At 62.2% G+C, this 20,831-nt stretch carries 20 protein-coding genes; 11 read left to right on the top strand and 9 right to left on the bottom strand.

The features are described 5' to 3' along the window. Positions 1-8 precede the first annotated feature (8 nt). Together OOJ09_RS00345 and OOJ09_RS00350 are read right to left on the bottom strand one after the other, a co-directional pair. Positions 9-1,226 (bottom strand): sulfotransferase family protein, encoded by a 1,218-nt coding sequence (locus tag OOJ09_RS00345; protein WP_269903278.1) that lies wholly within the window; start codon positions 1,224-1,226, stop codon positions 9-11. Further along, on the bottom strand, positions 1,226-2,296 hold the full coding sequence (locus OOJ09_RS00350; protein ID WP_269903279.1) for a type III polyketide synthase: 1,071 nt from the start codon (positions 2,294-2,296) through the stop codon (positions 1,226-1,228). Before OOJ09_RS00350 ends, OOJ09_RS00345 begins: the two co-directional genes overlap by 1 nt. A 289-nt stretch (positions 2,297-2,585) precedes the next feature. On the opposite strand from OOJ09_RS00350, the gene OOJ09_RS00355 reads away from it, so the two are divergent. Next, on the top strand, positions 2,586-3,290 hold the full coding sequence (locus OOJ09_RS00355) for a class I SAM-dependent methyltransferase (protein ID WP_269903280.1): 705 nt from the start codon (positions 2,586-2,588) through the stop codon (positions 3,288-3,290). Further along, a complete protein-coding gene (locus OOJ09_RS00360; protein ID WP_269903281.1) occupies positions 3,290-4,459 on the top strand; it encodes an NAD(P)/FAD-dependent oxidoreductase in 1,170 nt (389 codons plus the stop codon). Before OOJ09_RS00355 ends, OOJ09_RS00360 begins: the two co-directional genes overlap by 1 nt. 48 nt (positions 4,460-4,507) lie before the next feature. On the opposite strand, the gene OOJ09_RS00365 is transcribed toward OOJ09_RS00360, so the two are convergent. After that, on the bottom strand, positions 4,508-4,888 hold the full coding sequence (locus OOJ09_RS00365; protein WP_269903282.1) for a DUF4267 domain-containing protein: 381 nt from the start codon (positions 4,886-4,888) through the stop codon (positions 4,508-4,510). Positions 4,889-4,985: 97 nt separating this feature from the next. Here OOJ09_RS00365 and OOJ09_RS00370 point away from each other — a divergent pair, with 97 nt between their 5' ends. Next, positions 4,986-5,555 carry a TetR/AcrR family transcriptional regulator gene (locus OOJ09_RS00370; protein WP_269903283.1) on the top strand — a complete coding sequence of 190 codons (570 nt, stop codon included), beginning with the start codon at positions 4,986-4,988 and terminating at the stop codon, positions 5,553-5,555. Positions 5,556-5,794: 239 nt separating this feature from the next. Here OOJ09_RS00370 and OOJ09_RS00375 read toward each other — a convergent pair whose 3' ends face one another. From OOJ09_RS00375 to OOJ09_RS00390, 4 genes are read right to left on the bottom strand one after another with little or no spacing between them, the layout of a single operon-like run. After that, the gene (locus tag OOJ09_RS00375) at positions 5,795-5,968 is read right to left on the bottom strand and encodes a hypothetical protein (protein WP_164548627.1); all 174 of its coding nucleotides are present in this window, start codon (positions 5,966-5,968) and stop codon (positions 5,795-5,797) included. A gap of 33 nt (positions 5,969-6,001) precedes the next feature. Next, the gene (locus OOJ09_RS00380) at positions 6,002-7,129 is read right to left on the bottom strand and encodes a WD40 repeat domain-containing protein (protein ID WP_269903284.1); all 1,128 of its coding nucleotides are present in this window, start codon (positions 7,127-7,129) and stop codon (positions 6,002-6,004) included. Positions 7,130-7,142: 13 nt separating this feature from the next. Beyond that, on the bottom strand, positions 7,143-7,466 hold the full coding sequence (locus OOJ09_RS00385) for a hypothetical protein (RefSeq protein WP_269903285.1): 324 nt from the start codon (positions 7,464-7,466) through the stop codon (positions 7,143-7,145). Further along, positions 7,463-7,936 (bottom strand): hypothetical protein, encoded by a 474-nt coding sequence (locus OOJ09_RS00390; RefSeq protein ID WP_269903286.1) that lies wholly within the window; start codon positions 7,934-7,936, stop codon positions 7,463-7,465. The genes OOJ09_RS00385 and OOJ09_RS00390 overlap by 4 nt, the downstream gene beginning before the upstream one ends. A gap of 559 nt (positions 7,937-8,495) precedes the next feature. Between OOJ09_RS00390 and OOJ09_RS00395 the strand changes: the two genes are divergently transcribed. From OOJ09_RS00395 to OOJ09_RS00430, 8 genes are all read left to right on the top strand, one after another. Continuing rightward, positions 8,496-10,169, top strand: a complete 1,674-nt coding sequence (locus OOJ09_RS00395) for an aromatic/alkene/methane monooxygenase hydroxylase/oxygenase subunit alpha (protein WP_420107482.1) — start codon at positions 8,496-8,498, stop codon at positions 10,167-10,169. A gap of 47 nt (positions 10,170-10,216) precedes the next feature. Then, a complete protein-coding gene (locus tag OOJ09_RS00400; RefSeq protein WP_269903288.1) occupies positions 10,217-11,278 on the top strand; it encodes an NADH:ubiquinone reductase (Na(+)-transporting) subunit F in 1,062 nt (353 codons plus the stop codon). 47 nt (positions 11,279-11,325) lie between these two features. Further along, positions 11,326-12,384 carry an aromatic/alkene monooxygenase hydroxylase subunit beta gene (locus OOJ09_RS00405; RefSeq protein ID WP_269903289.1) on the top strand — a complete coding sequence of 353 codons (1,059 nt, stop codon included), beginning with the start codon at positions 11,326-11,328 and terminating at the stop codon, positions 12,382-12,384. 16 nt (positions 12,385-12,400) lie between these two features. Beyond that, positions 12,401-12,772, top strand: coding sequence for an MmoB/DmpM family protein (locus OOJ09_RS00410; RefSeq protein WP_027045792.1), 372 nt, complete (start codon positions 12,401-12,403; stop codon positions 12,770-12,772). A gap of 73 nt (positions 12,773-12,845) precedes the next feature. After that, complete coding sequence (locus tag OOJ09_RS00415) at positions 12,846-13,868, top strand: amidohydrolase family protein (protein WP_269903290.1); 1,023 nt, start codon at positions 12,846-12,848, stop codon at positions 13,866-13,868. 5 nt (positions 13,869-13,873) lie between these two features. Next, positions 13,874-14,671, top strand: a complete 798-nt coding sequence (locus tag OOJ09_RS00420) for an iron-sulfur cluster assembly protein (RefSeq protein ID WP_269903291.1) — start codon at positions 13,874-13,876, stop codon at positions 14,669-14,671. A gap of 76 nt (positions 14,672-14,747) precedes the next feature. Then, positions 14,748-16,379, top strand: a complete 1,632-nt coding sequence (locus OOJ09_RS00425; RefSeq protein ID WP_269903292.1) for a molecular chaperone GroEL — start codon at positions 14,748-14,750, stop codon at positions 16,377-16,379. 38 nt (positions 16,380-16,417) lie between these two features. After that, a complete protein-coding gene (locus OOJ09_RS00430; protein ID WP_269903293.1) occupies positions 16,418-17,461 on the top strand; it encodes an NAD(P)-dependent alcohol dehydrogenase in 1,044 nt (347 codons plus the stop codon). Between the two features lie 297 nt (positions 17,462-17,758). Here OOJ09_RS00430 and OOJ09_RS00435 read toward each other — a convergent pair whose 3' ends face one another. Beyond that, positions 17,759-19,837, bottom strand: a complete 2,079-nt coding sequence (locus tag OOJ09_RS00435; protein ID WP_269903294.1) for a sigma-54-dependent Fis family transcriptional regulator — start codon at positions 19,835-19,837, stop codon at positions 17,759-17,761. An 86-nt stretch (positions 19,838-19,923) separates the two neighbouring features. Next, entirely contained in the window at positions 19,924-20,397 is a 474-nt protein-coding gene (locus OOJ09_RS00440; RefSeq protein ID WP_269903295.1) for a hypothetical protein, read from the bottom strand. Positions 20,398-20,831: the final 434 nt, after the last annotated feature.

Raw genomic sequence — 20,831 nt, forward strand, 5'->3', positions numbered from 1 at the left:
ATCCCATGTCATCCAATGCGCGGTTGGCTGTCAATATTGAGCGTCCCGGGAGCCTGCGCCGGCGCATGCCCAAAAGCGGCTGCCAGCGGTGCGAGGCGAGCCACGCGCGCTTTCTGCCTTTCCGTCAGGTCGGGATGGCGGCTGCGCACCTGTTTGCCAAACGTCGCGGCGACCTGCTGCATCCGCTCCTCACAGCCGCGGGAAAATGGCAGGCCCAGTTCGCGGTAGATCCGTTTCATCTCGCCCACGGGGTCTGCAGTGAGATCCTGCAGCCGTACTTCCGCGAGGTCGGCGGCTGGAATCTGAGGTCTATCTGCCAGATAGTGCATCTCCGTCGCGAGATATTCGTGAGCGATGATCTCCTCCTGCTCGTCCTCGGGCAGTGGCGGCTGCAAGGCGAATGCACGCTGCAATTCGCGCGCCAGAAGGAGGTTGGACCGGAACACCACTTCCGGCGAACGGGAGATGTGGACAAACTTGGCGCCCGGGAACAACTCCTGGAGGTAGCGGACACGCGCCGTATGGCTCGGCGACTTGAGCAAAAGTCGCCGCCCGCCTGCAACGAGAGTGAGCTTCTGGACGAAAGCGAACTGATGTGAGCGCCAGCGGCTTAACTCGTCCGCCGAAAGCCCGTCGAGATCGTGAAATCGATTGAAGAAGGCTTGCCGGCGGGGAAGCACGGCGCGTCCCGCGAGGATGGACATTCCACCCAGATTGTTCAACGCGAAGTCATCCTCCGCCGGCAGCCTGGCGCCCACCGGCACGACCGCGTCGAGGCGCGTCAACGGCAGCAAGGGGACGAAAACGTAGCGCAGGAGAGCCCAGCCAAGGACGAATGCCTGAGGCGCCAAGACCTGCGGCCAGCTCGGCGATCTCAGGCCCGGGTCAGCTGCCAGCAGGTTCTGTAAGAACGTCGTCCCGGATCGGAAGTAGCCGAGAACGAACACAGGGGCGTTATCCCGCTCCATCGGGGGAGGGCGCAGCCGCAGCCATGCTCCAAGGATCACGCGCTCCGGCAGGGAGGCGATCGTGTTGATGCCGGAAAGCAGCAGCAGGAGCACTAGGCGCGGCCAATAGGCGGGAGGGATCTGGCCTTCAGCGCGCCATAGGGTCCTCAGTACGGCGTCAAGAGGCGCCACGCACATAAAGTGCGGATACGGCAAATAGGGCACCAACCAGCGGCCTGCGAAAGCTCGGATGCGGTGTCGCACGTTGTTCGATGGCATCAGGCAGTCCGGAACATCATGGTCTCGGTGGTCAATCCCGGCCCGAACGCCATGCCGCAGCCGAGCAGGCCCGACGGCTCCTTCAGCATTTCGGCCATCACGAACATGACGGTTGCCGACGACATGTTGCCGTATCGCCGCAGCACTTCGCGCGATGCGGCGAGCGCGGTCGGCTCCAGTTTGAGTGCCCGCTCGACCGCGTCGAGCACGGAGCGGCCGCCGGGATGCACCGCCCATAAATCGATGTCCCTGGCGGGCCTGCCGCCCAGGATGGCAGGATGGTCATTGCGCAGCGTCTCACGCACCGCGCCGGGAACCTGGCCGGACAGCACCATGTCGAAGCCGTCGTCGCGGATGTGCCAGCTCATCAGCTCCTTGCGCTCCGCCGCGACGATGGCGTGGAAGCTTTCGAGCAGGATGCCGTGCGGTTCGGCCGTTACCAGCGCGGCCGCGCAACCGTCGCCCCACAGGCCGAACGAGATCAGCTTCTCAAGCTCGGTGGCTTCCCTGAGATGCAGCGTGCACAATTCGATGTTGACAACCAGCACGCGCGCTTTCGGGTCGGAGCGCACGATATGGCGTGACAGCTTCAAGGCGTTGATGGCGGCATAGCATCCCATGAAGCCGACGATGGTCCGCTCGACCGACGTCGTCAGCCCGCATCGCTGCACCAGCTCGAGGTCGATGCCAGGTGCCGAAAAGCCGGTGCAGCTCGTCACGATCAAATGCGTGATCAGCGAGCGGTCGTCGTCGGCCAGAAGCTTGTCGACGGCCTTTTGCGCGAGCTCCGGCGCGGCGGCCTCGTACATCTCCATACGGATTGCGGTGCTGGCGAACGAGCCCCTGACCGAGGTGCCGTCGCGGTCAATTGCCCCACCGCGCGGATCGTCGGCAGGCGCAAAGCAGGAATAGCGATGTTCGATCCCGGCGAGAGCGACCATTCGCTCGAAGAGCGTAAGGCGCTGGGCATCGTCTTCAAGCAGCAAAGCTCCATAGCGGAGGTAGAACTGATGCACGTCGTGTTTTGGAACTGACGTGGCGATGCGGTTCAGATACGCTTGAGGGGACAAAATTGCTCCGACAATGAGCCCAACGGGTCTCACAAGAGGTCTAGAAATTGGGGAAGCGCTTCCTAAGGCAAACGCCGGCACAAAGTGTTTTATTGCGCAGCGCCGATATTTCTCATTAGCAAACTGTGATATCAGCCTCCGATCTTGTATGAAAGGGACCAAGGTTCGGCTTCGCCATCCGGATTGAGTTCACATGCGAGTTCCGCCATGAACGGCGCGCGGCCATAAAAGTACGACCGAATTCTATTGCCGGATCGCCGGCTGAAGCCCTAGATTTCCGATCCATCGCATGACCGACATAAACATCCGGCATCTGGAGCCAGAGCTCCTCGACGGTCTCCCGGCCGACGATCCTGGTGCGATCGCATCCCGTCGTGATCTCGTTCGCATCAATGCATTGATGTTCCAGGCCAGGTTCATGGCATCGCTCATGCGAGCCAACGTGCAGACGCTGCCGCTGCGCATCCTGGAAATAGGCGCCGGTGACGGAAAGTTCATGCTGACGGTGGCGCGGCTGATGGCGCGGCGTTGGCCCAACGTCGAGATCGTCATGGTCGACAGGATCGGCCTGATCGGCAAGGATGTGTGCAACGCTTTCGCTAAATTTGGTTGGCGGGCGCAACCCGTAACCGCCGATATATTCGATTGGACAGGAGACAGACCCTTCGATCTTGTCTGCGCCAACCTTATCCTCCATCACTTCGACGACACGCGCCTGCTGGAGCTGTTTTCCCGGATCATGGCGATGGCCCCCATGCTCGTCGCGACGGAGCCATTCAGGGCCAAGGTGCCACTTGTCGCGACACGGTTGCTGCCATTGATCGGCGCCTGCGCGGTGACCCTGAACGACGCGGCGCAAAGTGTCCGCGCCGGTTTTCGCGGCACGGAACTTTCACGATTGTGGCAACTGTCAGGGGGAACGCCTGTGGTTGAAGGCCGCCGGGGCCTGTTCACTCAAGCTTTTGTCGGTGCCAGCGTGCCCGGCGCCAGATGATGCACGACGCAATTGTCATCGGTGCTGGCCCTGCTGGCAGCTCGACCGCCACTGCGCTGGCCCAGCATGGTTGGTCGGTGGCAATGGTGGAGAAGGTGGTGTTTCCGCGCCGAAAGGTGTGCGGCGAATTCATGTCGGGGACCAGCCTTGCCTTGCTTGACCGGTTGGGCGTCGGTGAGATCTGGCGCGCGGAAGCGGGCCCGGAAATACGTCGCGTCGGTTTTTTTTCGGGCGATGTCTCGGCGCAGGCGCGGATGCCGACCGCCAGGACGGGTCCCGGCCGCGCTCTCGGCCGCGATCGCTTGGACTACGTCCTGTTGCAGGCGGCCGAACGTGCGGGTGTCGAAATTCTCCAGCCTTGCAAGGCTGTCGCCATTCGTCGGGGCGATGACCTGCAGTTTGTGACCGTGGAGGAGGGACAACAAGAAAAGGTTTTGAGCGCACCTGTCATAATTGCCGCGCACGGATCCTGGGAACCCGGGAAACTCCCAAGCCAGCTTGCAAGAACAAGCCAGCCCTCTGACCTTTTCGGGTTCAAGGCCCATTTTACCGGCGCCGCGCTGCCGCCCGACCTGATGCCGTTGCTGGTATTCCCGGGCGGCTATGGTGGAATGGTAACGGCGGACCGTGGCCGGGTTTCGATTTCCTGCTGTATCCGCAGGGATGTTCTATCCGGGCTGCGCCAGCGCTTTGGAAACACTGCGGCGGCGGATGCGGTATGGCGCCACGTCGTGGCCTCATGCCGGGGCGTGGGAACTGTGCTGGCCGGTGCCGAACTGGATGGCCCATGGCTCGCCGCGGGACCGATCCATCCCGGTATTCGAGCTGGCTATGATCAGGGCATCTTCCGCGTCGGCAACGTCGCAGGCGAGTCACATCCCGTCATTGCGGAAGGGATTTCCATGGCGCTGCAATCCGGCTGGCTTCTTGCGAGAGAACTGGTCGCGTCGGGTAAAGGTCACGAGGGCCACGACGAGGCTGGACATCGCTACGAAAGGGAATGGCGTCGGCAATTCTCGACCCGTTTGCGTGCCGCGGCCTTGATTGCCCGAATAGCACTTGGGCCTGGCGGCGCGGCGGCCATGCGCGCCGTGATCAAGAATTTTCCGGCGGCTTTGACGCTTGGCGCGCGATTGAGTGGAAAGATCCAGCCTGTCCCGGGCTTCTGATGTCAGGTTGCGCTGCTCAGGAGCTGGATTGAGAGGGTGTGCACCATCCTAGGCCACGCCCATAATCAGGGGGATCGCCGCCAGGATCATCAGCGCCGCCGTGAAGCCGTGGATGCCGAAGGCACGCTTGGCCGAGCCTTTCGAAGCCAGAATGAGCGACATGTCGCCCGCGGGGATAATCGCCTCGATCAACAAAGCGATGCCGACCATCCGTGGCCCGCCCCACACCATTAGGGCCAGCACGACCAGCCCTGAAGCGATGTCGCGCACGCCTTTGAGGCGAAGCCACCAGGCGATGTTCGCCCCCTCTTCGGGAAGCGGCAGGCCAAAGCTCTGTGTCGCTGCCCTTGGGTTTGAAAGATACATGATGCCAATCGCGATGATCCCGATCGCCACCAGCAGCGCCACTCCGATTGAAAACCAGTACATACACGCCTCCTCTTTGCGGCGATATATATTCTAGCATTGCTAGTTTATCAAGCCGCGTTATATGTGGGCCACGCATTCGGCATGTGGAGATCAAGGGTTGGGTGTCGCGGAAAGGAAAGGCAGGGAGCGGGCCGGACGAGAGCGCCGCATCACCGCGGCGGCCCGCCTGATTGCGGCACGCGAGGGATGGAGTGCCGTCACGATCCGCCGCCTCGCGGAGGAAATCGAGTATAGCCAGCCAGTTCTCTACTCGCACTTCGAGAACAGGGAGGCGATTGTCGCGGCCGTCGCCGTTGAGGGTTTCGGGGAACTCGCCAGAGCCCTTCAGCAGGCCGCGCATGAATCGAGCGATCGTCGAAATGCGCTCCGGAACGTCGCCATGGCGTATCTCGCCTTCGCCGGCGAGCATCCGGCGCTCTACGAAGCCATGTTCACTATGCCGACTGGCCTGCGTTTTGCGGAAGCTGACACGAAGCCAGAATTGAAGGACGCCTTTGCGGCGCTGACAGCTGTCCTCACGCCATCAAACAGCGATGTCGAGGTCGCGGCCGAGACATTCTGGGCAGCGCTTCATGGTCTAGCCGAGCTCGAGCGCTCGGGTCGGATCAGGCACAGCGCGCGAGACGAGCGGGTAGCGCTCGTCGTCCACGGACTTCTTGATCGTTGAGCCGATCGGGCGGCACCGAATGGCGCAGACATCGGCCTTGTGATGCTGCCCGATGGAACCTTGACCGGAACCTATACGCTTGCCGGCCAGACCTAGACGGGCGTGTTCGTCAGGCAATGATCAAGGGAGCATCTAGCTCATCGCACTGACAGCTCTTGAAGGAGTGGCGGGACCAGGGGTTTGGGCCCGCCATTTACCGGTCATCCGTTAGAGGGGAGCGGACAAGTGCGTTATACAGTCTAATTGGTCTTCAGCTTGCCAACGCGATTTTCAGCGATCCAGCGGGCGGCAAGTACCAGCGCGCCCATGCTGAAATCCTTGCCATGCTTGGCCACCATTTCTTCCGACAGCTTGGCCAGCCGCTCGAAAAATTCGTCTTTGCTTTCGTCCTCGGCCGTGAGTTCGGTCTGCATGTCATCCTCCTGTTTCATGTGGACTTGCGTCCGCTATTTGAACATCTGCGCGGGAAAGGTGATGATCGCGGCGGTGCCATCGACGGCGCCCACCGCCAGGTGCCGCCCGTCGCCGGACCAGGCAAGCGCGGTCACCGCGCTGCCCAGGGGTCTGACGAGCAGTTCGTCCCGCGCGCCGATCTGGGCGATGGTGATGCGGCCATTGGCGTAACCCGCGGCAATCAGCTTCTTTTCCGGGTGTGCCGCCACCGCCTCGACCAGAACCAGCCCGGTGCGGCCAGTTTCCAGCGCGCCAGAGGTTTCGCCGCCAACTGGCGGCACGGTCATCGACCATCCGGCGATCCGGAAGGCGCCCGAGGCAAACAGGGCATTCGCCGTCTGGCTCCAGCACACTGTCCGGACCGGCGATGGAAATCCCGCGACGATGTCAACTCGGCCATCGGCCAGGCTGACCAGGGCAAAGCCACCTGTTTCGAGCCCGCAGGCCAGCCATGTGCCATCACCGCTCCAGCGGATCGACACCGGGCGCGCTGACAGAGAGATTTCGCGTATCAGGGCAGGGTTGTCTTCGACCGCCCAGATCGACAGTCCTTCACCGAGGCCACACGCCAGACGCCGTCCGCCTGGCGAGAGCGCAAGTGCGTCCGTGGACGATATCGTGGCATGGTTCAGCTTCACTGCATCGCCTTGGCCGCGCGACACGAAGACGTCATGCCCATTGCTCACGGCTGTCATGTCCGCCCGGGGGCTGTGGTCGATGGCCACGATTGGCCCGTCGATCCTGACCACGGGGGGCGCGACTTCACCGTCGGCGGTCAGATGCAGCACCTCACCATTGGCCGCGCCCACCAGAAAGCCGGAATGCGCATAGGCAGCGAGCGGGACATCGCCATCTCCAAATGCCGCCGTGGCGATCAACGGTACTGGAGGCTTCTCTCTTGGCCGGATCGTCGTCTGCCCGAGATCATTGCTCACCCTGATCCGCGACTCCGGCGGCTCCTGGTCCGCGACCGCGGCTATGGCGACAGTCCCATCCACGCAGGCGAAGGCGACAGTCGAGCCATCGGCGCTGAAGCGCAGATCGGCGACCGCCGACGGACGACGCCAACTGCGGGCCAGAAGGTCGAACAAGGTCAGGTTCTGCATCGTCTGCTGGTTCACGCTGTCTCTCCCATCAGTCCTCGTTCGCCGTTGCGGCAAGCCGGCGATCGACGTCCTCGACATCGTCTTCCGCCGCGACGATGCGCTGCTCGCACGCCGCGCATGCCTGCATGATCGCCGCCGCGCTCTGCTCTGCTTCATGCAAGTCCCGCACCAGTTGCTCGCTGGCGCCGCTTCTGCCTATTTCCAGCTCCAGGCGCAGCACATCCATCTCGATGCCGGCGCGTTTCTGGTTGAGCCGCAGCGCCTCGGCGGTGAGCGCGGAGACGCTGGCGACCAGATCGAGCCGGCGGGCGAGCAACGCGTCACGCCTGGCCGTATCGGACCCCCTCGTCATTTTTCGCTCTCCGAAGGTCCGGGCGGCTTTTCGAAAGCCGACAGCAATTTTGGCAAAGTGCCGGCCTGCGACTGGAACTGTTTTTCGGCCGTCTCGATGTGGCTCTTGAGTTGGTCCCAGATGTCGACGCGGATCATCGATGTCGTGTCGCCGGTCAGGCGCTCGATCTCGTCGACGCGGAACTGGCGTGTCAGCGAAACGCCGGAAAACACGAAGTCGCGCAGCAGGATCGCGTGGTTTTCGATGAAAAGATGGATCATTGGATGCGTCTCCGTGGTGACGCCACCGGCGGCAAGCTCGGCCCGGATGAAGTCCTGGAAATGGCTCTGCAGGCGGTGCTGGCTCTCGCCCATGAAGCGCATGACAAAGACCAGATCGCGGGGCATCAGCTTGACAAGATCGCCGGTGACGCCGTCGGCGTGACTGGACATTCGCCGCGGCGGGCCGCTTGCGTCCCTATCATTCTGCATGGTCTTTCTCCAGCGCTAGGCCCACCCCAGGGGCCGTCACCTTCAAATAGTAGAGAAAGACAAAGAATTAAACAGATAATATGAGTTTTGATATTTGCTGCAACTGCTAACAATATATATTGCATGTGCGAATACATGTTAAATATTACAGGCGTAAGTTACAACTGTAAGAGAACGTTACAGTGGTTGCCGGGTCGCGTGTCGAAAAGGGCGCCGATTTTGTTTTAAGCGCCAGCCATGGGTGCTGTTTCGAAACTGGCACGGCGCTTGCGTTGCTCATTTTCATAAGAAGCCCATCGCGCTTGGACGCGGTGCCAAAAGAACGAAGGAACGGAGGAAGCAGGGACAAATTCCGCTTCGATACGCCCATCGCACATGCGGTTGGCGCCGCGGGTCTCTGCCCTCGAACACCTTTGCCGCGATCCACTTGAATGGCCGGACCACGGGTCGCGCCTGAACGCGCAACCCTTTGTCATGCCGCTCGCACTCTCACTGGCGGTGCTGTGCGCCGCTTCATGCCGGGGTCAACGGACCTGCGGCTCAAACCTGGTGGAGGCTTATGACCATGACGTCTCTGACGCTCAACAAGATTACCTCGCAACGCGGAATCTCCGTCGGCGAGGCGACCAAGAAGATTGCCGATCTCGGCTGGAATCCTTCCTACGTGCAGGAAGCGATGACGTTTCCGACCGACTACAAGATCACCAAGACGCCGCGCGACCCGATGAAGCAGGTCCTTCGGTCGTACTTCCCGATGCAGGAAGAGAAGGACAACCGCGTCTATGGCGCGCTCGATGCGGCATTGCGCGGCGACATGTTCCGCAACGTCGAACCGCGTTGGGTTGAGTGGATGAAGCTCTTCCTTGCCATCATTCCCTTCCCTGAAATCTCCGCCGCCCGTTCGATGGCGATGGTCGCCCGCATCGCTCCCGGCGAGGAACTCAGAACCGGATTCACCATGCAGATGATCGACGAGTTCCGTCACTCGACGATCCAGATGAATCTGAAGAAATGGTACATGGAGAACTACATCGATCCGGCTGGCTTCGACATCACCGAGGAAGCTTTCGGAAAGTGCTACGCCACCACCATCGGCCGGCAGTTCGCCGAAGGCTTCATCACCGGCGACACCATGACCGCCGCCTGCATGTACCTGACCGTGGTGGCCGAGACCGCTTTCACCAACACGCTGTTCGTCGCCATGCCTTCGGAAGCCGCCCGCAACGGCGACTACGCGCTGCCGACCGTCTTCCTGTCGGTGCAGTCGGACGAGAGCCGGCATATCGGCAATGGCCATTCGCTGCTGATGGCGGCGCTCAAGGAGCCGGAAAACCACCTCTTGCTCGAGCGCGACCTGCGCTACGCCTTCTGGCAGAACCACGCGATCGTCGATGCCGCCATCGGCACCTTCATCGAATACGGCACCACCAACCGCGACAAGAACAAGGAGTCCTACGCGGAAATGTGGCACCGCTGGATCTACGAGGACTATTATCGCACCTACATGCTGCCGCTCGAGAAATACGGCATCAAGATCCATCACGACGACGTCCAGGCGGCCTGGGAGCGCATCACCAAGAAGAACTATGTCCACAAGGTCGGGCAGTTCTTCGCGGTCGGCTGGCCGGTCAATTTCTGGCGCATCGAAGCCCAGACCGACAAGGACTTCGAGTGGTTCGAGCATAAGTATCCGGGCTGGTACGCCGAGTTCGGCGACTTCTGGAAATGGTACGCCAAGCTCAGCCACAAGGGCGAGAAGGTGCTGCTGTTCAACAGCGACGTCGGCTACGTCTATCCGCACCGCTGCTGGTCGTGCCTCGTTCCCTGCCTGATCCGCGAGGACATGGTGGTCGGCGAGATCGACGGCCAACTCCATACCTTCGCTCACGAACTCGACAAGTGGACCGCAACGGTTGCCTTCGCCGACGAGTATCAGGGCCGGCCGACGCCCGCGATGGGCCGCTTCAGCGGCAAGCGCGAGTGGGAGACGCTCTATGACGGCTGGGACCTGGCGGATGCGATCAAGGACCTGAACTTCGTCCGCTCCGACGGCAAGACGCTGGTCCCGCAGCCGCATCTGCGCTTCGACGACAAGGAGATGTGGACGCTCGACGACGTGCGCGGCAACACGCTCGGGTCGCCGCTCAACGCGCTGCGTGCCATGTCGCCCGCGGACCGCGAGAAGCACCTGGCGGAGTACCGGGCTGGCTTCACCATCAATCCCTGCAACTGATCAGGGGGGCGGGTTCATCCCGCCCCTTCCTTTCACTGGAGGTCCGTATGTCGGAAACCCACACGGTCAGGCTGAGTCCAGTCGGCGTCGAATTCGACGTCGAGCATGGCGAAACGGTGCTCAACGCCGCGTTCCGCCAGGGCATTGCGCTGCCGCACGGCTGCAAGGAAGGGCAATGCTCGGCCTGCAAAAGCGTGTTGCTCGAAGGCGAAGTCGACATGCTGAAATACTCGACCTTCGCCCTGAACGACATGGAGAAGGAAAGCGGGCACGTCCTGTTGTGCCGCTGCATCGCCTTCTCCGACCTGGAAGTCGAGCTTCTCAACTACGACGAGGAGATTTTGGCGAAAGCGATCGCCGTGAAGACGTACAAGGGCCGGATTGCTCGGATCGAGCAGCTGACCCACGACATTCGCGGCATCGAAATCGAACTCGGCTCCCCAATGAAGTTCTGGGCGGGGCAATATGTCGACATCACGGTTACCACGCAAAAAGGGGAGACGATTACGCGCTCGTTCTCCATGGCAAATACGCCGGACCAAACCGAAAAACTCTCCTTCATCATCAAAAAATACCCTGAGGGAAAGTTCTCGGGAGAACTCGATTCCGGAGGCATCAAGGCCGGAGCCGAAGTCACCGTCGTCGGACCCTACGGAACCTGTTTCCGCCGCGACGAACGGCAAGGACCCCTGATCCTGGTCGGCGCCGGCTCGGGCATGTCGCCGATCTGGTCGATCCTCAACGACCATCTGAAGAGCGGCGAGAAACGTCCGGTCTATTTCTTCTACGGCGCCCGTACCCGCAACGACCTGTTCTATCTCGACAGGATCGCCGAGCTGGTCGGCAATCATTCCGACGTCACCTTCATTCCCGTGCTGTCGCACGCCAATGACGACGCCGAATGGCAAGGCGAGCGTGGCTTCGTGCACCAGAGTGTCGATGCCAAGCTCAAGCAACTGGCGGTCGACGGGCAGGGCGATGTCCATGCCTGTGGCCCGCCGCCGATGATCGATGCGCTGCAGCCGGTGCTGTTCATGAACGGCTTCGAGACCGAGCGGATCTTCTTCGACAAGTTCACCACATCGGCAGGCGCAACGCCGGCCCATTGAGGGCGGTCGTGCCAAGCCAACCACAACTGCAACAAGGGAGAGAGACTATGCCTGCAACCTCGAGTTCAGTCGGTTCCGGAGCCGCTGGTGCTGCGATCTTCGCCGACTCCGACAGCCGGAAATACCGGTACTTCGAGCCGAAAGGCCAGCGTGCCACACACTACGAGGACATGACGGTCGACGTTCAGCCCGATCCGGAACGCTACCTGATCCAGGACTGGATCATCTCCTTCGCCGACGGCAAGGGCGCCTACGTCAAGCAGAACACCGCCGCCCAGAGCTCCAACTGGCATGCCTTCCGCGCCCCCGACCAGGAGTGGGAGCGCACGCACTACCAGCGCCAGTCGAAGATCGAGACGATGGTGCAGAGCGTCATCAACAATGCCCGCAAGGCGGGTGCGCCGAAGACCTTCGACAAGGCCTGGGTCAAGATCCTGCAGACGCAGCTCGGCGCCTGGAAACATGCCGAATTCGGTCTCGGCACCTCGCTGATGCAGGCGCAGCGTTACGGCTACACCCAGATGATCAACAACGCGACGCTGACCAACTCGTCCTACAAGCTCAGGCTTGCCCAGGACATCACGCTCTACCTTGCCGAGATCGGCATGGATCTTCCCGACTGGGACGACGAGCTCGGCAAGAAGGCCTGGCTCGAGGACAAGAACTGGCAAGGCACGCGCGAAGCGGTCGAAACCATCATGGGCGCGACCGACTATCTCGAGCAGTATTTCGCCATCAACATCGTCTTCGAACCGCTGGTCGGCGAAGTGTTCCGCTCCGGCTTCCTGATGCAGATCGCCGCTGCCAACAATGACTTCATCACGCCGGCGGTGATTTCGGCGGCCGAGGCCGACTATGAGCGCAACCTCGCCAACACGATCGACCTCATGCACATGCTCGCCAATGACGAGACGTATGGCGCAGCCAACCGCAAGCTCTTCCAGGGCTGGGTCAAGAAACACGGCGCGCTCGCCGACAAGGCAGCCCTCGGCCTGCAGCCGATCTGGTCGATGCCGCATTCCAAGCCGGTCGCGTTCGCCGATGTCCGCGCCAAATCCGAGGAGCGGATTGGCCAGATCCTCGGCGAACTCGGCCTCAAGCGCTGAAACAGGAGAAATTGTCATGTCATTATCTGCACGCGACGCAACCCATTCCAACATCTTCAAGGCGATGAAGGACATCACCTTCGAACAGACGATTTCGCATCAGTGCGGCGTCACCATGAACGACTCGGTCGAGGCTCGTGCCATCGCCGAATTCATGGGCCAGAAGCCGGGGGTGACCATCACCTACCAGCCGGCGCTGATCCGCATCGACGGTGACGGCAAGCTGATCTTCAAGATGGACGCGATCGGCGAATATCTCGGCCGCGAGATTTCGGCCGAGACCTTCGAGGTCAACACCTCCACCCATTACGGCCGCATGGTTCGCGTCGACGACAACACCGTGATCCTGTTCGGCAACATGGACGAGATGTTCGAATACATCGAATAGTCGTCACAGAAATCCGGCGCGCCGCCGGGTGCGGCGCGCCGAACCGATCAACGCGATTGCTGCGGAGGCAACAATGTACAGAACACCGGAAGGCAAGGACATTTTCGTGGTCGACGGCCACACCCATTTCTGGGACGGCAGCCCGGAAAACCAGAAGAATATCCACGGCAAGCAGTTCATCGAGTGCTTCTACGCCTACCACACGGGCTTGAGCCCGAAGGACCAGCTGTGGGAGAAGAGCAAGTTCGAGAAATACAGCGCCGACGATCTCTATCGCGACCTGTTCATCGACGGCCCCGATGATGTGGCGATCGTCCAGTCGACCTATCTCAAGGACTTCTACAAGAACGGCTTCAACACGATAGAGCGCAATGCCGAGGTGGCCAAGCGCTATCCCGAGCGGTTCATCGTCAACGGCGCCTTCGATCCGCGCGACGGCGAGAAGGCGCTGGAATACATCCACTTCCTCAAGGAGACCTACAACGTCAAGGGGGTGAAGATGTACACGGCCGAATGGAACGGTGCTTCCAAGGGCTGGAAGCTCACCGATCCCGATGCCTACAAGTGCTTCGAACTCTGCGACAAGCTCGGCATAAGGAACATTCACGTTCATAAGGGCCCAACGATCCTGCCGCTCAGCAAGGATGCGTTCGACGTGCATGACGTCGATCACGCGGCGACGGATTTCCAGGGCCTCAACTGGATTATCGAGCATTGCGGCCTGCCGCGTCTCGACGACTTCTGCTGGATCGCGACGCAGGAAACCAATGTCTATGGCGGCTTGGCGGTGGCGCTGCCCTTCATCCACGCGCGACCGCGCTATTTCGGCGAGGTTATCGCCGAGCTGCTGTTCTGGCTCGGGCCGGAGAAGATCCTGTTCGGTTCCGACTATGCGATCTGGACGCCGCGCTGGCTGGTCGAGAAATTCTGGGCCTATCAGATCCCCGGGGACATCGCCGCCGAACGTGGTGTGCAGCTGACCGACGAGATCAAGGAGAAGATCCTCGGCCTCAACGCCGCGCGTCTCTACAACATCGACATCGAAGCCAAGAAGAAGGCGCTTGCCAACTCGCCCTTCAGCATCGCGGCGGAGTAGGGGCCATGGCAACCGCCAGCGTTTCCGGCAGCCGCGAGAAGGAACTCTGGCGGCGCCTTGGTGAGGTCAACGACCCGGAACTCGACGAACCCGTCACCGAGATGGGCTTCGTCGAGCGCGCCGCGGTGACGAGCGATGGCCGGGTGGAAATAGATTTCCGCCTGCCGACCTACTGGTGCTCCCCCAACTTCGCGTTCCTGATGCTGGACGGCGTCCGCAAGGCGCTCGACCAGCTCTCCTGGGCGCCGGCCTATCGCGTCAAGCTGCACGACCACATGTTCGCCGAAGAGGTCAATCGCGGCATGGAAGCCGGCAAGACGTTCGGCGACATCTTTGCCGTGCTTGCCGAGGATCAGGATCTCGGCGCGTTGCGCGAAACCTTTGCCATGAAGGCATTCAAGCGGCGCCAGGAGGCGGTGTTGCGCGGCCTGCGGCAGCACGGCCTGACTGATCGGGAAATCCTCGGCATGGACCTGCCGGCATATGACGTCGCCCGGTTCGAGCCGGGCGAGGCGGCCAAACAGAAGCCGAGATACCGGGCGGCTCTGCTCGAGCGGTTTCCCGACCGTCGGCCAGATGATCCTGTCTTCGTGACATGGGAAGGGGAGAAAATCCCGGCTGACGCACTCAGTGCCCATCTCGCCGAACTGCGCGGTGTGCGCATCAACATGGAGTTCAACGGCGCGCTGTGCCGTGGGCTCAAGCAGACCAGATACAAGGAACTGGATGTGGTCGACGGCGAACCGACGCTGGTCGATTTCATCTTGGATCGCGTGCCGGCACGAACCGGCCCGACCGCCTGAGGCAGAGCTGACACAACGGCCTCCCTTGCACGAGGCCCCTAACCAACAACCCGCCCGTAAGGCGGAAGGAGGAATCATGTCCAAGATAATGCTTCACAATTCCGAGGCCCGCCGTGCTCTCGCCCGTGGCGTCTTCCGGCTTGCGGCCGCCGTCGAGCCGACGCTCGGTCCCAAAGGCATGAACGCCATGATCGACCGGCCGATCGGCACGCCGATGGTGACCCGCGACGGTGTCAGCATCGCCTCCGAAATCGAGCTGCATGACCGTTTCGAAAACATGGGCGCGCAAGTCGTCCGCGAAGTGTCCATGCAGACCAACGAGATCGCCGGCGACGGCACCACGACTGCCATCGTGCTCGCCAACGCGCTCATCCAGGGTGGTGTCGCGGCGAACGAGCGCGGCGCCAAATCCGTCGATCTGTGCAAGGGCATCGACCTTGCCGTGGCGGCGGTGGTGGCGGCGCTCAAGGCCTCGGCCAAGCCGGCCAAGGGCAACGGCATCCTGGCGTCGGTCGCCAACATCGCCGCGACCAACAGCAAGCTTGGCGCGCTGGTGGCGGAAGCCCATCAGCGGGTAGGCGCCGAGGGCGTCATCACCACCGACTTCAGCGTCACCACCGAGACCACGCTCGATGTCGTCGAGGGCATGTCCTTCGAACGCGGCTACCTCTCTCATCACATGGTGACCGACCAGGACAAGATGGAGGCCGTGCTCGAACGGCCCTACATCCTGATGACCGATCTCAAGATCAAGGAGCCCGAGCAACTCGATGCGGTTCGCCGCATCGCCGAGGAGGCCGGCCGGCCGCTGCTGATCGTGTCCGAGGAGATGTCGCCGGAAGTGGTGGTGACCCTGCTCGGCAAGCAGGGGCCCGGAAGATACCTCGTGGTCCACCCGCCGGAATACGGCCACTGGCGCAAGGCGATGATGGAGGATCTGGCCATCATCACCGGCGGCAAGGTGATCGCGCGCGATCTCGGCGGCCGGCTGGAGGATGTCACCGCCGAGGATCTCGGAACGGCCGACCGGGTGAAGACCAGCTCGTCCTACACCTCGATCATTCGCGGCGGCGGCGACCATGCGGCCATCGCGTCGCGTCGCGCCCAGGTGCAGCGGCAGTATGAAGCCTCGCCGCCCAACATCGACCAGGACAAGCTGCGCGAACGCCTGGCCAAGCTCTCCGGCGGCACCGCGATCCTCTATGCCGGCGGCGTCACGCCGGTAGAGCAAAAGCGGACCATCCAGCTGATCGAGGATTCCTTGAATGCGGTGCGCGCCGCGTCCGAAGAGGGCGTGGTCGCCGGTGGCGGTTCGGCACTCGCCCAGATCGCGCCCCTGCTCGACAAGGTGGCGGCTGGCGTCGATGGCGATGTCGCCGAGGGCGTGCGCCTAGTGCGGTCGGTTCTGTCGCGACCGCTCTGGCGCATCGCCGCCAATGCCGGTGCCGATCCTGAAGCCGTGGTCATCGAGGTCACGCGGATCAATGGCGGCTACGGCTACAACGCGTCGACCGGCACGTATCAGAACATGTTCGAGGCAGGCATCATCGATCCGGTCCGCGTCACCTACACCGCGCTCGCCAACGCGGCTTCCGTGGCGACCCTGATCCTGACCACCGAAACGCTGATTGGCGATCTTGCGGAGGACGAGGATCCGACGGCCGGACCGGCGCGTGGCGGTGGTTCCGAAAAGCTCGGCCGCGCCTGAAGCAATCCAGACAATCTCGACGTTGAAGGGATACGACAATGAAAGCTGCCAGACTTTACGAATACGATCCGAAGATGAACGTTCAGCTCAAGATCGAGGAGGTCAAGGCGCCGACGATCACCGCTCCCGACGAGGTGATCGTGCGGGTGGGCGCCGCCGGCCTCTGCCGCACCGACCTTCACATCATCGAGGGTGTGTGGAAGCCGACCATGGATCCCGAAGGCACGCTGTTGCCCTACATCATGGGCCACGAGAATGCCGGCTGGGTCGAGGAGGTCGGCAGCGGCGTCAGATCGGTCAAGCGCGGCGACGCCGTCATCTGCCATCCCTTCCGCTCATGCGGCATCTGTCTCAACTGCCGCCACGGCGAGGACATGTATTGCGACAACGGCCAATTCCCCGGCCTTGGCATGAATGGCGGTTTCGCCGAGTACTTCATCACCAGCGAACGCTCGCTGATCAAGCTGAACGCCAACATCACGCCGATCGAAGTGGCCCCGCTGGCCGATGCCGGCATCACCGCCTACCGCGCCGCCAAGCGGGCGGCGAAACTGCTGCGGCCAGGCAGTTATTGCGTCCTGCTCGGCATAGGCGGGCTCGGTCATATCGCGCTGCAATCGCTGCACGCGATCTCGGGCTGCCGCATCATCGCCGTCGATCGCGAGCCGGCGGCGCGGGTGCTGGCCAAGGACCTTGGCGCCGACTTCATCCTCGATGGCGGGCCGAATGTCGTCGAGGAAGTCAGCCAGATCACCGGCGGCGGCGCGCATGTGGTGATCGACTTCGTCGGCGAACTCGGTGTCGAGAACATCTGCTGGAAGATGGTGCGCAAGGGCGGGCAACTGTTCGTGGTCGGCTATGGCGGCAACATCAACGTGCCGACCGCGCACCTGGTCATCGAGGAGATCAATATCGGCGGCAGCCTGGTCGGCAATTTCACCGAGCTTGTCGAACTGATGGAGCTGAACGCCGACGGCAAGGTGAAGATGCACTACACCGAATACAATCTCGCCAGCATCAACACCGCGCTCGATGATTTCAAGAATCGGCGGTTCACCGGCCGCGGCGTCATCGTGCCCTGAAAGCCTCCGGACTGAACGCGGCACGAAACGGGCGTGCCGCGTCATGGCGCGGCGCTTTTTCTGCTTGTGACGTCGGTTATGGCGAAGGCGTCGGCGGCATCATCGACGTCGCGGCCGCCGTGATGATTTCGCGGATCATCGGCAACATCCTCGGATATCTCTCGGAGAAAGTGACCGGTGCTGTCGTAGAGACCTGATCATCCCCGCGACCACTGACTGACGGCAGTTTCGGTCGACGAGTTTTCCCCAAACCGCGGCGCGAATGCCGCGGGTTTTTTGCGATGAACGGACCTGGGCCTAAAGAAAGCCTCGGCGGATGCCGTACTGGCCGAGCTTGCGATAGAGCGTCGGCCGCGAAATGCCGAGCCTTAGCGCAACCTTGCTGAGATTGCCGCCCTCGGCGACAAGCGCATTCTTGATCGCCTGGCGTTCGGCATCCTCGAACGAGCACACCGGTGCTTCGAGCATGGCCGCGGGATGGTCGCCGTGCATGACCATGGCGTCGCGATTGCCCGCACTGATTTCTCCGGGAAGGTCCTGTAGTTCGATCGTGCCGCCGCGCGCCAGTATATGCAGGCGCTCCACCAGGTTCTTCAGTTCGCGCACATTTCCCGGCCAGCGATAGGCCAGCAGCGCGTCGAGCGCGTCGTTTGAAAACTCCAGCGGATCATTGCCTGCCAGCTTCGCGATCTGCCGGTTGAAATGCTCGATCAGCAACAGCACATCGTCGCCGCGCTCGCGCAGGGCCGGGACATGGATCGAGACCGCGCCGATGCGGTAGTAGAGATCGCTGCGGAAGCGCCCGGCCGCGACTTCCTGCTTGAGGTCGCGATTGGTCGAGGCGACCAGTCGCACGTCCACCGGGCGGCCTCTCGAATCACCGATGCGGTGGACCACGCGCTCCTCCAGCACGCGCAACAGGAAGGGCTGGATCTCGAGCGGCAACTCGCCGATTTCGTCAAGGCTGAGCACGCCGCCATTGGCGAGTTCGAAGATGCCCGGCTTGCCGTCACGCGAAGCTCCGGTAAAGGCGCCGGCCACGTGGCCGAACAATTCGCTGCCGAACAGTTCCTTGGTGATCGCGCCGCAGTTCATGGCGATGAACGGGTCGTTTTCGGTGCGCCGGCTGCCGGCGTGGACAAGCCGTGCAAACAGCTCTTTTCCGACACCCGTCTCACCTTCTATCAGCAACGAGGTGACACCGTTCGACGCGGCCACCCGGGAGGCGACATCAATGGCGGCCAGCAATTTTTCGCTGTCGCCGACGATCATCGCCGCGGCTGTCCGCAGGTGTTTGTTCTCCTCCCGGCGTATCACCGTCACGCTCGAGACGGCCGGTACCGAGGGAAACACCAGTGCCGCGCCACGAAGATCGCCATCAAGCTTCAGCGGCGTGACATGACAGGATCGCAGATGCGCCGGCAGCGCGTTGGCGAGATCGGTGTCGGAGCCGGAGGCGGGCAGGTTCATGAGCCAACGACCGCGACCCGGTTCCATCGGGCCGTCCATCATTTCCGTCGCGTCGCCATTGGGCACGTTGTTGCAGAAGATCGCGCGGCCACGATGATCGACGATCACCAACCCGTCTTTTCGGCGGTAGCTGGGTGCCGAGGAAATGAAGGCTTCGAGCAGGCGCGTGCGCTGCTCCTGTTGTTGCTCGGCGAGTGCCTTTTCAATCTGCCTGGCTGTGGCGGCGACGAGCGCCGTGTTGTGCGGCCGGAAGATCGGCGAATAGCCTGACAGGTCGACAACGCCGATGATCTTGCCATCCAGCGGATCGCGGATCGGCGCGCCGGCGCAGGTCCAGGATTTGATGCCGGCGCAGAAATGTTCGGCCGCGTGGACGAAGATCGGTTCGCCGGTCCACAGTGCCGTGCCTATGCCGTTGGTGCCAACGGCGTCCTCGTTCCATTTGCCGCCGATGCCCAGGTGAATGTCCATGCCGTCATGCAGGGTCTTCTTGTCGCCGATGGCGTCGATCAGCACGCCGTCGCTGTCGGCGAGCACCAGCATCGCTCCCGTGCCTTCCAGCAACTGGCCAAGAGACACGAACGATCGCCGCGCCGCCGAAAGCAACTCGGCATTGGCGCGGGTCAGGTATTCGATCTCGTCACGATCGCTGCTCAACGGCGCTTCGATGCCTTGCGCGTTGATGCCGCCGGTGGCGCTGCGATACCAGGAATCGTGGATCAGCGAGCGGACATGGACCGGATCGCGAGCGCATGTCGGCTCGTCGGACAGAAAACTCTCCCAGGCGCGCATCGTGGCGCGCTCATCATAGTCGATCCCGTCCAGAACCAGCTGTCCGGTGGCCATCGACGCACGCGTCGGAAGAGCATCGGTTTTCATCGGATTGGGGCCGCTCGCATGTTTCATTCAGTCATCACAGTACCTTTTGAGGTATGCCATTTCTGTATGCTGTCGCGGATTGGACGTGCAGAGCGACGCCCGAATGCCGGTCGTCAGGCGATGCCGAGTTTCGCACCGATGTCGGCTGCAAGCTGTTCTTCGGTATAGGTCGCGGTCAGCCGGGAGCCGTCCAGCCCGGCAAGCGCCTCGGCGATGGTTTCGTCGACCGGCGAGAAAAAGCCGTTCTGCTTCGTTGCCAGGACGAAGATCTGTTCTCCATTCCGGTTGCGGACATCGCCGATGTGATGAAGCTGGCGGCCGGTGTTCTGGTCCTTGGAGATCACGCGGCCGTTCATGGTGACGCGGATGGACGGCTTGGGCTCAGTCGCAGGCGAGACGCTGCCGCCGACATGGATGATCAGTCCTTCAGCCTTCGGTTGCTGGCGTGGCTTCCTGGAAGCCGAATAGCCGCCGCCGCTGATCTGGTCGGCAAGCTGGACGATAGTCGATCGGTTCTGCTCGATCAGCCTTTTGACCTGCATGTCCTCGCGCCGCGGGCCATCCCGCTTGGAGATGATCTCGACCATGAATCCTCCCAGATTCGCTCGGCTGTGCCGAGGGTACGGCTCATTTATTGTTCTTATGCGGTGAACCCTACACTGCCTCTGTGAGGTTCGCCATACCCATTGGATAGCGCCAAAATTCACGTCGCTGGTAGCAGGTGGCTGCTACACGGATTTTCGGCGCTCGGGCGTCCGAGCAATGCCGGAGGGGCAGGCTGCCTTGCTTTGACATCAGCCAGAGAGCGCGATCCAGTTCATGGGACTCCCCCGGAAATCGCAACCGCGATCCCCTCGTTGACCGCCTCAAAGGCGCTGCCGCCATGCCACGATCAGATCAGCAGCGGGCCCTTCATACTGAAGTGGCCTTTCCATTCGGATGGCCGCCCATCAGCGAATGTCACTATTGGTGGTTCGATATGGGTCGGCCATCGGTGGCGGGACGCACTTGATCTTTCGCT

This window comes from Mesorhizobium qingshengii, from assembly GCF_027563465.1.
Classification (GTDB): Bacteria; Pseudomonadota; Alphaproteobacteria; order Rhizobiales; family Rhizobiaceae; genus Mesorhizobium; species Mesorhizobium qingshengii_A.